Source organism: Streptomyces sp. NPDC017936 (genome assembly GCF_044328485.1).
GTDB lineage: Bacteria > Actinomycetota > Actinomycetes > Streptomycetales > Streptomycetaceae > Streptomyces.
On sequence record NZ_JBIRHK010000014.1, the window covers coordinates 37,046 to 49,831 of the forward strand.

Below are 12,786 nucleotides of genomic sequence, written 5' to 3' on the forward strand. Positions count from 1 at the left end.
GCCACGCCCACCCCAGTAGCCTGGGGCGATGCTCAAGGAAGTCGTCGCGACCCGTTACATCACGCCCCTGCGTGAGGGCGGCTCGCTGCCGGGGCTCGTCGAGGCCGACGACCTCGGGACCTACGTCCTGAAGTTCACCGGCGCCGGACAGGGCCGCAAGACGCTCGTCGCGGAGGTGGTCTGCGGCGAACTCGCCCGCCGGCTGGGTCTGCGGGTCCCCCGCCTGGTGACCGTCGGCCTCGATCCGGTGCTGGGGCTCGGCGAACCCGACCAGCAGGTGCAGGACCTGCTGCGGTCCAGCGGCGGCGCCAACCTCGGCATGGGCTTCCTCTCCGGGGCCCTCGGCTTCGACCCGCTCGCCTTCCCGGTGAGCCCGCGGGAGGCCGGCCGGATCCTCTGGTTCGACGCGCTGGTGAACAACGTCGACCGCTCCTGGCGCAACCCCAACCTGCTCGTGCACCGCGGCGACCTGTGGCTCATCGACCACGGCGCCACCATGATCTGGCACCACAACTGGCCCTCCGCCGAGGCCTCCGCCGCCCGCCCCTACGACGCCGGCGACCACGCCCTCGCCCGCTTCCGCCCGGACGTCGCCGCCGCGGCCGCCGAGCTGGCCCCCCTGGTCACCGCCGGCCTCCTCGCCGAGGTCACCGCCGAGATCCCGGACGCCTGGCTGGCCGACGAGCCGGGCTTCGACACCCCGGACGCGCTGCGGCGTGCCTACGCGGCACCCCTGCTCGCGCGCGCCGCCGTCATCCACGAACGCATCAAGGGGGCCGAGTGAACGACCGCCACATCATCAGGGCCGGCGAGGCGAACGACCGGGACGTCTACGAGTACGCCCTGCTGCGCGTCGTCCCCCGCGTGGAGCGCGGCGAGTGCATCAACGCCGGCGTGCTCGTCTACTGCCGCGCCCAGGCGTACGTCGGCGCCCGCACCCACCTCGACGAGGCCCGGCTGCTGGCCCTCGACCCGGAGGCGGACGTGGCCGGGGTGCGGGCCGCGCTGCGCGCCGTCGAGGGCGTGTGCGCCGGGGGCGAGGCGGCCGGGCAGGCGGCCGCGGACGACGCCGGGCGGCGCTTCCGCTGGCTGATCGCCCCGCGCTCCACCGTGGTCCAGCCGGGTCCCGTGCACACCGGGCTCACCACCGACGCCGAGGGCGAGGCGCGGCGCCTGCTGGACCTCCTGGTGAGGTAATGGATCACATGCGCCCGGTGCGCCGTTGACACCGGGTGCCATGGCTTCTAGCGTCACGTGTGCCGAAGGTACTAAGCGGTCGCTCACCTGACGGGCGTACCGTGGAGTCGCAGACCAACCCCAGGCGTTCAGGCTTTCTCGAGGGCGAGGAGATCCAGACATGTCCACCACTGAGCAGCGGGTCGCAGTAGTCACCGGCGCCGCGCGCGGCATCGGCGCCGCCACCGCGGTGCGGCTGGCCGCCGAGGGCCGCGCGGTCGCGGTGATCGACCTCGACGAGGCCGCCTGCAAGGACACCGTCGAGAAGATCACCGCGGCGGGCGGCCGGGCGATCGCGGTCGGCGCCGACGTCTCCGACGAGGCCCAGGTCGAGGCCGCGATCGCGCGGGTCGTCGAGGAGCTCGGCGCCCCGACGATCCTCGTCAACAACGCGGGCGTGCTCCGCGACAACCTGCTGTTCAAGATGAGCGCCTCGGACTGGGACACGGTCCTGAACGTGCACCTGCGCGGCTCGTTCCTGGTCACCAAGGCCGTCCAGAAGCACATGGTCGACGCCGGTTTCGGACGGATCGTCAACCTCTCCTCGTCCTCCGCGCTCGGCAACCGCGGCCAGGCCAACTACTCCGCCGCCAAGGCCGGTCTCCAGGGCTTCACCAAGACCCTCGCCATCGAGCTCGGCAAGTTCGGCATCACCGCCAACGCCGTCGCCCCCGGCTTCATCGCCACCGACATGACGGCCGCCACCGCCGCCCGGGTCGGCATGGGCTTCGAGGAGTTCAAGGCCGCCGCCGCCACCCAGATCCCCGTGGCGCGCGTCGGCGAGCCCGACGACATCGCCAACGCGATCGCCTTCTTCACGGGCGAGGCCGCCGGCTTCGTCTCCGGCCAGGTGCTGTACGTCGCCGGCGGACCGCTCGACTAGGGATCACGAGGAACACGGACATGACTGAACTGCCCGCACTCTCCGGCAAGGTCGCCCTCGTCACGGGCGCCAGCCGCGGCATCGGCTACGGCGTCGCCGAGGCGCTCGTCGCCCGCGGCGACCGGGTCTGCATCACCGGACGGGGCGAGGACGCCCTCAAGGAGGCCGTCGAGAAGCTCGGCGCCGACCGCGTCATCGGCGTCGCCGGCAAGGCCCACGACGTGGCGCACCAGGCCGCCGCCGTCGAGCGCACGATGGAGGCCTTCGGCCGCGTCGACTACCTGGTCAACAACGCCGGCACCAACCCGGTCTTCGGGCCGATCGCCGACCTCGACCTGGACGTGGCCCGCAAGGTCTTCGAGACCAACGTGGTCTCGGCGCTCGGCTTCGCGCAGCGCACCTGGCACGCCTGGCAGAAGGACAACGGCGGCGCGATCGTCAACATCGCCTCCGTCGCCGGCCTGTCCGCCTCGCCCTTCATCGGCGCGTACGGCGTCAGCAAGGCCGCGATGATCAACCTGACCCAGCAGCTGGCGCACGAGTTCGCGCCGAAGGTGCGGGTCAACGCGATCGCCCCGGCCGTGGTGAAGACCAAGTTCGCCCAGGCCCTGTACGAGGGCCGGGAGGCGGAGGCGGCCGCCGCCTACCCGCTGGGCCGGCTCGGCGTGCCCTCCGACATCGGGGGCGCCACCGCGTTCCTGACGTCCGAGCAGTCCGACTGGGTGACCGGTCAGACGCTCGTCGTCGACGGCGGCATCTTCCTCAACGCCGGCGTGGGCTGATCCGCTCCGCACCGACCACGGGCGCCGCCTCCACGACGGAGGCGGCGCCCGTGTCCCGTCGCGCAGGGTCGCCCTCGTCCGCCGGAATCCGTCGCACTGCGTGATGACAACGTCGTCGCGCTCGGAGGTGATCAAGAACCCTTTCCGAGGGCGGAGTCACCCGGCGTGTCGCTGCGGTATGGTCTGCCGACCCTTGGTATGGCAGATCGAGGAGCGTGCGCGTGTTCAACCGGAACCGATCCTTGCAGCAAGTGGCGGCGATCGTGTCCATATCGCTGGTGGCCGGATGCAGTCTCCTGGGGGAGGAGAGCTCCGACGAAGGCGGACCGATCGTCGTGGGCACCACCAGTGCCCCCAGCACCCTGGATCCCGCCGCCGCCTGGGACGGCTCCTGGGAGTTGTTCCGCAACGTCTACCAGACGCTCCTCTCCTATCCGAACGGCGCGACGACGCCCCAGCCGGACGCCGCCAAGGACTGCAGGTTCACCGACGCCTCCAGCCGGATCTACCGCTGCGAACTGCGCGAGGGCCTCACCTTCTCCAACGGCGACAAGCTCGACGCGGCGGCCGTGAAGCACTCCATCGACCGGATCAGGGAGATCGACGCCTCCACCGGCCCGTCCGGACTGCTGGGCAGCCTCGACCGGGTCGAGACGGCCGGCGACAAGGAGGTCGTCTTCCGGCTCAACAAGGCCGACGCCACCTTCCCCTACGTGCTCGCCACTCCGGGCATGTCCCTCGTCGCCCCCGAGGAGTACCCGGCGAAGTCGCTGCGCGAGGACGACGGCATCGTCGGCTCCGGCCCCTACCGGCTGGAGAAGTACGACGAGGGCAAGCAGGCCCGGCTCGTGCGCAACGACAGCTACAAGGGCGTCGCCGACCGCAAGAACGACGCGGTGACCATCCGCTACTTCCAGGACTCCGGCGAGATGGTCAAGGCCCTGCGGAGCAAGCAGATCGACATCACCTACCAGGGCCTCGCCGCCGACGACATCGTGGCCCTGGAGGGCAAGGGCGCCGACAACGAGGGCCTGGAGCTGGTCGAGGGCGCCGCCAGCAACATCAACTACCTGGTGTTCAACCCCAAGGACCCCATGGCGAACAAGCTCGCCGTGCGCCAGGCCGTGGCCCAGGTCATCGACCGGCCGGCGATCGCGCACAAGGTCTACCAGGACACCGTCGACCCGCTGTACTCCATGGTCCCGAAGGGCCTGACCGGCCACACCACCGCGTTCTTCGACGACTACGGCGACCCCGACCCCGACAAGGCCCGCGAGATCCTCTCCGACGCCGACATCGACACGCCCGTCCCGCTCACCCTCTGGTACACCACCGACCGTTACGGCTCCGACACCGCCGCCGAGTTCAAGGAGCTCAAGTCGCAGCTGGAGGCCTCGGGGCTGTTCGCGGTCACGCTGAAGAGCCGCCCGTGGAAGACGTACGTGGTCGGCTACCAGAACGGCGAGTACCCGGTGTTCGGCCGCGGCTGGGCCCCCGACTTCCCGGACGCCGACAACTTCATCGCCCCCTTCGTCGGCGAGGAGAACGCGCTCGGCACGCCCTACCCGGCGAAGCAGATCACCGACGTGCTGCTGCCCCGCTCCCGTCAGGAGAGCGACCGCGCCAGCGTGGTGAAGGAGTTCCAGGAGGCCCAGCAGATCCTCGTGGACGACGCCCGGCTGCTGCCGCTGTGGCAGGGCAAGCAGTACATCGCCGCGAACGAGGACGTCTCCGGCGGGGAGCGGTCGCTGGACCCGTCGACGATCATGATGGTGTGGGAGCTGTCCCGCAAGACCAGCTGGTGACGCCGCGGGGCGACGAGCGCGTCCCGCGGGCCGGGGGGCACGTTGTCAGTGGTCACCTGTAGGTTCTGTGACCTGGAAGTGACCGCACAACGGAGGACGTTGACGTGACCGACATCGCCATGCTGCCCGAGTCCTGGCGCGGGGTCCTGGGGGACGAACTGCAGCAGCCCTACTTCGAGGAGCTGACGCGGTTCGTCGAGGAGGAGCGAGCGAAGGGTCCCGTCTACCCTCCGCGCGAGGAGGTCTTCGCCGCACTCGACGCGACCCCCTACGAGCGGGTGAAGGTCCTGGTCCTCGGCCAGGACCCGTACCACGGCGAGGGCCAGGGGCACGGCCTGTGCTTCTCGGTGCGGCCCGGCGTGAAGATCCCGCCGTCGCTGCGCAACATCTACAAGGAGATGCACGAGGAGCTGGGCACGCCCGTCCCGGACAACGGCTACCTCATGCCGTGGGCCCGGCAGGGCGTGCTGCTGCTCAACGCGGTCCTCACCGTCCGCGCCGGCGAGGCGAACTCGCACAAGGGCAAGGGCTGGGAGAAGTTCACGGACGCGGTGATCCGCGCCGTCGCCGACCGGCCCGACCCGGCGGTCTTCGTCCTGTGGGGCAACTACGCGCAGAAGAAGCTGCCCCTGATCGACGAGACGCGGCACGCGGTGGTCAAGGGCGCGCACCCCTCCCCGCTGTCCGCGAAGAAGTTCTTCGGCTCCCGCCCGTTCACACAGATCAACGAAGCGGTGGCCCGGCAGGGTCACGAGCCGATCGACTGGACGATCCCGAACCTGGCCTGACCCCCGCCGGGCCGGTCCTCCCCGGACCGGCCCGGTGCCGCCTGACCGGGATTGCCCCCGCCTACGGCTAGCGTCGTGGCAACGACGCAAGGAGGCGCGGTGGCGGAGCACCGACAGGGACAGACGACGCCGGACGCGCTGCTGACGCGCATCGGGCAGGTCGTGATGCTGCACCACGGCGGAGACCGCGAGGAGGCCCGGCGCCGGCTGCTCGACCTGTGGGCGGAGATCGGCGAGGACGGTGACGCGCTGCACCGCTGCACCGTGGCCCACTACCTGGCCGACACCCAGGACGACCCCTTCGACGAGCTGGCCTGGGACCTGCGCGCGCTGACCGCCGCCGAGGAGCACGAGGGCTCACCGCAGGCGCGGGCACTGTACCCGTCACTGCACCTCAACCTGGCCGCGGACTACGTGAAGCTGGGCCGCTCCGAGGCCGCGCGCACCCATGTGCGCAGGGCACGCCGGGCGGCCGGCGCCCTGGGCGACGACAGCTACGGGGACGGGGTGCGGGCGGCGATCAGCAGGATGGAGCTGCGGCTGGGGGAGGGGGGCTTCGGCGGCGCCCCGGGCGGGTAGCGCCCTAGCGTCCGTACACCTGCTCGCAGATCACCGCCTCCGGACTGTCCGCGCGCCAGCCCCCGTACCGCTTGCCGAGTCCGCACACACCGGAGTTCCCGCGGGCGTCCGGCCGTGCGTCCGGCGCCTGCCCGTGCGGCGGTGCCGGGTGCCGGTGTTCCGGGCGCGCCGGCCGGGGGTGCGGGCGCGGCTGCGGGCGGGAGCGGTCCGGCGGCTGCCCGCCGGGCGCCGCCGGTACGGTCCGCCGCGGAGCGGGTGTCGCCGGCGCCCGCCGCCCGCGGTCCGTCCCCACCCTCTCCAGCGCCTCCACGGCCGGCGCCTGCCCGACCCGCCTCCCGGCCGCAGCGCCCTGCCGGTCCGCCCCGGCGTCCCCGCCCGTCGCGCCCCGCGGGGGCACGGCCGGCACGGAGGCCGCCGGGAGCGGGCCCGGTGCGGCCGGGTGCCGGACGGTCACGCATCCGGCCAGGGCCGAGACGGCCACGGTCACCAGCAGCGTCGCGGTGGTCCTCGTTCGATGCACCCGCGCCACTCTGCTGGGTCCGGCTCCCGTCGGCACGGCGGACGACCGCGTCATGGCCCACACGGGTGATCCGCCACCCCGTTCGAGGGACGGCCATGTCGATCGGCTGACAGCACGTCAATCACTCGTTGACGCCCGGGCGCGCCTGCGCGACGCACGCGCGGACGGCCGCTCCGGGGCCCGGCTCAGGAAGGTCCGGCAGGGCTCAGGGGCCGCACGCCCGCGTGGGGGACCGCCGGCCGGCGGCCGCCCCGGGAGGAAGCCGTATGCTGCCGTGCAGGCAGGCGCGGACCAGCAGTGAAGGAGCCCTCGTGAAGGTCGGCTGCATCGGACTCGGCGACATCGCGCGGAAGGCGTACCTCCCGGTGCTCGGCGCGCTGCCCGGGCTCGAACTGCACCTGCAGACCCGCACCCCGGCCACCCTCGAGGAGGTCGCCGACAGCCTGCGCGTCCCCGCGCGTCAGCGGCACCGGGACCTCGACGCGCTGCTCGCCCAGGACCTGGACGCCGCGTTCGTGCACGCGCCCACCGTCGTGCACCCCGAGATCGTCACCCGGCTGCTGGAGGCGGGCGTACCGACGTACGTCGACAAGCCCCTGGCGTACGAACTGGCGGACTCCGAGCGGCTCGTGACGCTCGCCGAGGAGCGCGGGACCGGTCTCGCCGTCGGCTTCAACCGGCGGCACGCCCCCGGCTACGCGCAGTGCGCCGACCATCCGCGCGAGCTGATCCTGATGCAGAAGAACCGGGTCGGGCTGCCCGAGGAACCGCGCACGATGATCCTCGACGACTTCATCCACGTCGTCGACACGCTGCGGTTCCTGGCGCCGGGGCCGGTGGACGACGTGACCGTGCGGGCCCGGCTCGTGGACGGGCTGCTGCACCACGTCGTCCTGCAGCTCTCCGGGGACGGTTTCACCGCGCTCGGCGTCATGAACCGGCTCAGCGGCTCGAACGAGGAGATCCTGGAGGTGTCCGGGCAGGACACCAAGCGGCAGGTGGTCAACCTCGCGGAGGTCGTCGACCACAAGGGCCAGCCGACCGTGCGGCGGCGCGGCGACTGGGTGCCGGTGGCCCGCCAGCGCGGCATCGAACAGGCCGTGCTGGCCTTCCTCGACGCCGTGCGCGCGGGCAGGCCGCTCAGCGCCCGGGACGCGCTGGCGACTCACGAACTGTGCGAGCGGGTGGTACGCGCGGTGCGGGAGCGTTCCGGCGCTGCCTGACCGCCCGCGCTCCCTCCGCGAGGCACACGGCCGCGAGGACCACCAGGGCCGTGTGGGCCGGCCAGTCGCCGAAGCGGACGTACAGGGTGGTGCCCCGGGCCAGCGGCACCTCGTGGACCGCGCTGGTGCTCGCGTCCGTCCCCAGCCACGGTCCCACCCGCCGGCCGTTCGCGTCGTAGACGGCGGACACGCCCGTCAGCGTCGCGTGGACGAACGGACGGCCGGTCTCCGCGGCGCGCAGGGCGCCGAGCGAGGCGTGCTGCGCGGGGGCCCAGCTCCGCTGGAACGTCGACGTCGACGACTGGGCGACCAGCACGGCGGCGCCGTCCTCGGCCAGATGCCGGCTCATGTCCGGGAACGCGGTCTCGAAGCACACCATCGGGCCGATGCGCAGCCCCGGAGCGGCGTCCATCACGACCTGCTCCGTGCCGCGCCGGCGGTCCTCCCCGGCCGCCTTGCCGACGGAGGTCGCCCAGCCGAGCAGCGAGCGGGCCGGGATGTACTCACCGAAGGGCACCAGACGCATCTTGTCGTACCGGTCGCCGGTCGGGCCGTCCGGTCCGACCAGGACCGAGCTCTTGTAGATGCCGGGCCGGTCGGAGCGGCGCGCGTCGACGTTGACCAGGATGTCCGCGCCGGTCGCCCGGGACAGCGCCGTCAGCCGCCGCGCCAGGTCGGGCCGGTCGCCGAGGTCGTGGCCGACGCTGCTCTCGCCCCAGACGATCAGGTCGACGTCCTGCCCGACGAGCCGGCGGGTCAGCTGTTCCTCGCGGTCGAAACGGCGGTCGGGGCCGGTGACGACACCCGGCTGCACGACGGCGATCCGGGCCTGCCGCCCGTCGGCGTCCGGGCGGGGCGCCCACACCCAGGCGGCGGAGGCCGCGGCGGCCGTCGCCACCAGTCCCGCGACGGCGGGCACGCGGTGCGCCGGCACGGCGACGAGCACCGCGACCGCCACGTTCACGGCCACCACCAGGAAGCTGAGCAGCCACACCCCTCCGACGGACGCCAGCCGCAGCGCCGGCTCCACCTGCCACTGGCTGGCGCCGAGCATCCCCCACGGCCCGCCCAGCCCTTGCCAGGAGCGGACGAGTTCGACCGCCAGCCAGCCCGACGGCAGCACGACCAGCGCGGCGCAGGCCCGGCCGGGTGCGGGCGCTCCGCCCAGGAACCGGCGCACCAGCCGGCCCCACGGCGCCCACAGCGCGCCCAGCAGCGCGGCGATCACGAGGGTGAAGACGTGCAGGTTCGGCAGCAGCCACAGGTGCATGGCGAGCATGAACCCGAACCCCCCGCTCCAGCCGTCGTACGCCGCCCGCCGGCCCGTCGGGGCCGAGCGGGCGAGCAGGATCCAGGGAACCAGCGCGAGGAACGCCCACCACCACAGCGCGGGCGCCGGAAAGGCCGGCACGGGCAGCGCGCCCGCGAGCGCCGCCACGGCCGAGCGCCGCCACGGGGAGGTGAGCCAGGGACCGAACGTCTTCATACGGCACCTCCCTACCCGCTGATGCCTTCAGTGTGCGCGCCACGAGCGATCTCCGACCGGACGGGCCCGCGCCGGCCGAAGACGTACGGTCGGGCGGCCGGGCCGGTGGGGCGCCGGGGCGTCGGGGCGCCGGGGGAGGGGCCGGTGGGGCGGCGGGCGAGCGGGTGGGCTTCCGGCCAGGTGGCAGGGCGCCGCTGGGCGGGACGCCCCGCTTCCAGGCCCGCCGGACGGGCCGTGCCCGTCGGAGCAGGCCTGGCCCTCCCCCAGCAGGGCCGCCCTGTCTCCAACAGGCCCGCCCCGTCGGAACGGGCCCCTGGCGGAACGGGCCCGTCCGTCGCAGCGGGCCCACCCGAGGGGGCGGGCTCGGCCGGCGGGGGCGCGGCTCCCGGTCCAGCCGCCCCGACGCCCTCGCCGGGCGGGCGGCGGCCGTCTTCCGTTCAGCCGGCGTCCCGGCCGGACAGGCGCCGCCACTTCTCCTGGACGACCACCTCGCGCAGCCGCCAGCCGTCGTCCGTCCGCAGCAGGCCGAAGGCGTACCGGCCGCCGCAGACGACGTCGGGGGCGGCCGAGGAGTCGTCGGCCGCCAGCCGCATCGGGTTGACGTAGTCGGCCCCGACCCGGGCGGTGTCGCCCCGGTCGTGTTCGAGGACGCCGAACCGGAGGCGACGGTTGACGATGAGGTGCTGCCGCATCGAGAACGTCCGCATGCTCTCCGCGAGCCACGCGGCCACCCGACCGGCGTCCCCCTCGATGCCCCCGGCGGAACGGTAGTCCGCCCGCCCGTCCGGCGTGAACAACTCCCGGTACGCCGCCCAGTCGCCGTCGTCGACGGCCACCGCGTAGTCGGTGATCAGTCCGTCGACGGCCAGCCGGTCCATCACCGTGGCGAGCTCCACACGCTGCGTCATGGCCCGAGTGTTGGGCATGGGCGACGCCGAGCCAAGAGGCGCGCGGAGACCGCCGCGGATCCGCCGATATCCGGTGGCCGTCCGGGCCGGTGAGCGGCGAGGCTGGGCACCGTGAACGATCGAACCGCCGACCGGCTCCCGGAACGTCCCGAGCAGCAGGAGCCGAAGTTCCGCATCCGCGCCCTGCACACCGAGGACACCGTCACCGTCTACCAGGCCTACCGCCCGCAGATCGGCAACGCGGCGGCGCGCGCCGGACGTTTCCCGACGTCCTGGAGCCGGGAGCGCATGACCTGGATCAAGCCGTCCTTCCTCTGGATGATGTACCGCTGCGGCTGGGCCACGAAGGAGGGCCAGGAGACCGTCCTGGCCGTCGAGATCACGCGTGACGGCTTCGAGTGGGCGCTGCGGCACGCCTGCCTGTCGCACTTCGTGCCGGAGCTGCACGGCGACCAGGCCGCCTGGAAACAGCAGTTGAGGCGGTCACCGGCGCGCGTGCAGTGGGACCCGGAACGCGACCTGCACCTGAACCCCCTGCCGCACCGCTCCCTGCAACTGGGCCTGGCGGGTGAGGCGACGGTCCGCTACGCCGACGAGTGGATCGTCCGCATCGAGGACGTCACCCCGCTGGCCAGGGAGATCCACGCACACGTGCGCGCCGGCGAACTCGGCCGTGCCAAGGCCCTGTTGCCGGTCGAGCGGCCGTACGAGGCGGGCGAGGGCGTGCTGGTGCGCCTGCGGACGCAGGCCGGTTGACGGCCCCTTCGCGCCAAGCCGCGCTCACCGGCCTCGACCGGTGCGGCGCCGGGAGGCCGGGCGGATCTACTCCACGTCGATGCCGAAATCCTGAACGAGTTCCTCCAGGCCGCCCGTGTAGCCCTTGCCGCCCAGGACGAAGTCCCAGTCCCCGTTCGACCTGCGGCGGAAGGAACCGAGCACCAGGGCGGTTTCGCGCGGCCGGCCGTCGGAGACCTCGAGCTGTCCCAGCTCGGCCGGCGCCGGGTCGAGCAGGCGGATGCGGGCGTCCGTGAAACCGGAGAGGTCGGCGTCCGGATCGGCCTCCGGGTCGACGGCCGCCACGAGCACGAACCGGTCCGCCTCATCGGGCAACCCGTCGAAGGAGACACAGATCGCGGCCTTGTCAGGCGCGGTGGCCGGGAGAGCACGCACGGAGCCGTCCGGCGTCCGCGGGTTGTCGAAGAAGACGAAGTGATCGTCACTGAGGACCCGGTTGCCACGGCAGACGAGAGCGCACACGTCCAAGGCGACGCTTCCGGTCCACGACATGCCCAGGACGTCGTAGTCGTCCGGCAGCCGAGTGCAGGCGTCGGTCCCACCGTCTGCGGCTGCCTGGCTGTGGGAACGGTGCTGTGGGGAACCGCCGAGGTGTGGATCATGGCCGTGTGACGCAGTGGACGAAGGAGGAACACCCGGCCGGGCAGCCGGCTCCTGAGCTCTCCCCGTACCAGAAGGCGATGCGGCAAAGGCTCCTCGCGGCCCCGGTGTTACCGGCGCCCGAGTCCTGGCGGCGCATCCCCGAAGCCGAAGCGGCACGACAACGACTGCTCCGCTGTGAAGCGGCCGGCGGCTTCGGGCGAACCCGAGGCGGAGGGCGCAAGGTCTGTGAACGAGGCTCGGCCTGGGGCGTCGATCCGCTTTCGCACCCTCCTTCCTGGCCGGTGACGCCGGAGACGAGGATGCCGGCGGTGGCCGGCCGTGGCCCTCAGTGGTTCGAGCCCTTGAAGTGATGATCAGAGACCTGTTCCCGTGCCGTGCGCCACTGTGACCGAGTCTGCTCGACCACGTTGTCCCACTGCCGGCGGACCTCGTGGTCGGAAGGGCGGTCGCCCTGACGGATCCGGCTGAGTTCGTCTCGTACTTCTCGTCCCAGTGCTGCCGATGCGACAAGACCGAGCATGGCTGCGAAGAGGGCGGAGATCATCGCGAAGACGGCACCGACCACCCCGTAGCGTGCGACGGAGGAGTTGAAGAGATGCGGCATGTAGATCCTTGCGCCCACTGAATAAGCCACCGTCAGAACGGCGCCGGTGAGGCCGAAGGGAAGCAGGTCCGGCCAGTCGATCCGCTTCGCTGACAGGATCCAGCCGCTCCAGACGAGGAATGCGGCAGTCACCGGTACCCCGCACACCAAGGCGGCGACACCCAGCGCGCCCCTGCCGAGGGGCGCGGAGAGCAACGCGCTGACCGCTCCGTAGCCACCGAGAGTGAGGATCCACCACAAGCCGTTGCGCGTGTTGCGCATGCTGAGGGGCTTGAGTTCCCATGCCTGTTCGAAGAGTCGCTGCGCGGCTCGCGCGAAACTCAGCACCGAGATCGTCAGAAACACGACTCCGAAGACGCCCACGCTCGTACTGGTCCCTTCGGCAGGAGAGAACAGCGAGTTGACCGCCGTGGCGCTTGCTCCGGTGAGGTTGTAGCGCTTGATGATCCGCTCTGCGGCGTCGTAGTGCGCGAAGACAGCGCCGAGGAGGATGGAGAGCGGGACCAATGTCGTCAAGGCGCTGGACGCCAGTGCCATCGAGCGGTCGAAACCCATGATCTTCTGAAACCGGTTG

Annotated in this window: 13 protein-coding genes and 1 pseudogene; 9 read left to right on the forward strand and 5 right to left on the reverse strand. The window is 72.5% G+C overall.

The window, feature by feature from the left end; all coding sequences use genetic code 11:
- The first annotated feature begins 28 nt into the window (after positions 1-28).
- The 7 genes from ACH4F6_RS26920 (at position 29) to ACH4F6_RS26950 (ending at position 6,073) form a co-directional block, all read left to right on the forward strand.
- Positions 29-784 carry a HipA family kinase gene (locus ACH4F6_RS26920; RefSeq protein ID WP_397962916.1) on the forward strand — a complete coding sequence of 252 codons (756 nt, stop codon included), beginning with the start codon at positions 29-31 and terminating at the stop codon, positions 782-784.
- Positions 781-1,197, forward strand: coding sequence for a DUF3037 domain-containing protein (locus ACH4F6_RS26925; protein ID WP_397962917.1), 417 nt, complete (start codon positions 781-783; stop codon positions 1,195-1,197). The genes ACH4F6_RS26920 and ACH4F6_RS26925 overlap by 4 nt, the downstream gene beginning before the upstream one ends.
- A gap of 160 nt (positions 1,198-1,357) precedes the next feature.
- A complete protein-coding gene (gene fabG, locus ACH4F6_RS26930) occupies positions 1,358-2,119 on the forward strand; it encodes a 3-oxoacyl-ACP reductase FabG (RefSeq protein WP_397962918.1) in 762 nt (253 codons plus the stop codon).
- A gap of 20 nt (positions 2,120-2,139) precedes the next feature.
- A complete protein-coding gene (locus ACH4F6_RS26935) occupies positions 2,140-2,901 on the forward strand; it encodes an SDR family oxidoreductase (RefSeq protein WP_397962919.1) in 762 nt (253 codons plus the stop codon).
- Positions 2,902-3,122: 221 nt separating this feature from the next.
- Complete coding sequence (locus tag ACH4F6_RS26940; RefSeq protein WP_397962920.1) at positions 3,123-4,706, forward strand: ABC transporter substrate-binding protein; 1,584 nt, start codon at positions 3,123-3,125, stop codon at positions 4,704-4,706.
- 104 nt (positions 4,707-4,810) lie between these two features.
- Positions 4,811-5,494 carry a uracil-DNA glycosylase gene (gene ung, locus ACH4F6_RS26945; protein ID WP_397962921.1) on the forward strand — a complete coding sequence of 228 codons (684 nt, stop codon included), beginning with the start codon at positions 4,811-4,813 and terminating at the stop codon, positions 5,492-5,494.
- Positions 5,495-5,593: 99 nt separating this feature from the next.
- Positions 5,594-6,073 carry a hypothetical protein gene (locus ACH4F6_RS26950; RefSeq protein WP_397962922.1) on the forward strand — a complete coding sequence of 160 codons (480 nt, stop codon included), beginning with the start codon at positions 5,594-5,596 and terminating at the stop codon, positions 6,071-6,073.
- Positions 6,074-6,077: 4 nt separating this feature from the next.
- Here ACH4F6_RS26950 and ACH4F6_RS26955 read toward each other — a convergent pair whose 3' ends face one another.
- Positions 6,078-6,593, reverse strand: coding sequence for a hypothetical protein (locus ACH4F6_RS26955; protein WP_397962923.1), 516 nt, complete (start codon positions 6,591-6,593; stop codon positions 6,078-6,080).
- A 311-nt stretch (positions 6,594-6,904) separates the two neighbouring features.
- Between ACH4F6_RS26955 and ACH4F6_RS26960 the strand changes: the two genes are divergently transcribed.
- Positions 6,905-7,816: a Gfo/Idh/MocA family protein gene (locus ACH4F6_RS26960; RefSeq protein WP_397963119.1), complete on the forward strand. Its 912-nt coding sequence runs from the start codon at positions 6,905-6,907 to the stop codon at positions 7,814-7,816.
- Here the strand turns inward: ACH4F6_RS26960 and lnt are convergent.
- Complete coding sequence (gene lnt, locus ACH4F6_RS26965; RefSeq protein ID WP_397962924.1) at positions 7,734-9,302, reverse strand: apolipoprotein N-acyltransferase; 1,569 nt, start codon at positions 9,300-9,302, stop codon at positions 7,734-7,736. The two genes, ACH4F6_RS26960 and lnt, sit on opposite strands and share 83 nt — an antisense overlap.
- Before the next feature lie 437 nt (positions 9,303-9,739).
- Complete coding sequence (locus ACH4F6_RS26970; RefSeq protein WP_397962925.1) at positions 9,740-10,210, reverse strand: nuclear transport factor 2 family protein; 471 nt, start codon at positions 10,208-10,210, stop codon at positions 9,740-9,742.
- 111 nt (positions 10,211-10,321) lie between these two features.
- Between ACH4F6_RS26970 and ACH4F6_RS26975 the strand changes: the two genes are divergently transcribed.
- Entirely contained in the window at positions 10,322-10,966 is a 645-nt protein-coding gene (locus ACH4F6_RS26975) for a DUF4291 domain-containing protein (RefSeq protein ID WP_397962926.1), read from the forward strand.
- Positions 10,967-11,032: 66 nt separating this feature from the next.
- Here ACH4F6_RS26975 and ACH4F6_RS26980 read toward each other — a convergent pair.
- Together ACH4F6_RS26980 and ACH4F6_RS26985 are read right to left on the reverse strand one after the other, a co-directional pair.
- Positions 11,033-11,518, reverse strand: a pseudogene (locus ACH4F6_RS26980) (TerD family protein); the annotation flags it as partial.
- Positions 11,519-11,933: 415 nt separating this feature from the next.
- Positions 11,934-12,767 carry a hypothetical protein gene (locus ACH4F6_RS26985; protein WP_397962927.1) on the reverse strand — a complete coding sequence of 278 codons (834 nt, stop codon included), beginning with the start codon at positions 12,765-12,767 and terminating at the stop codon, positions 11,934-11,936.
- Positions 12,768-12,786: the final 19 nt, after the last annotated feature.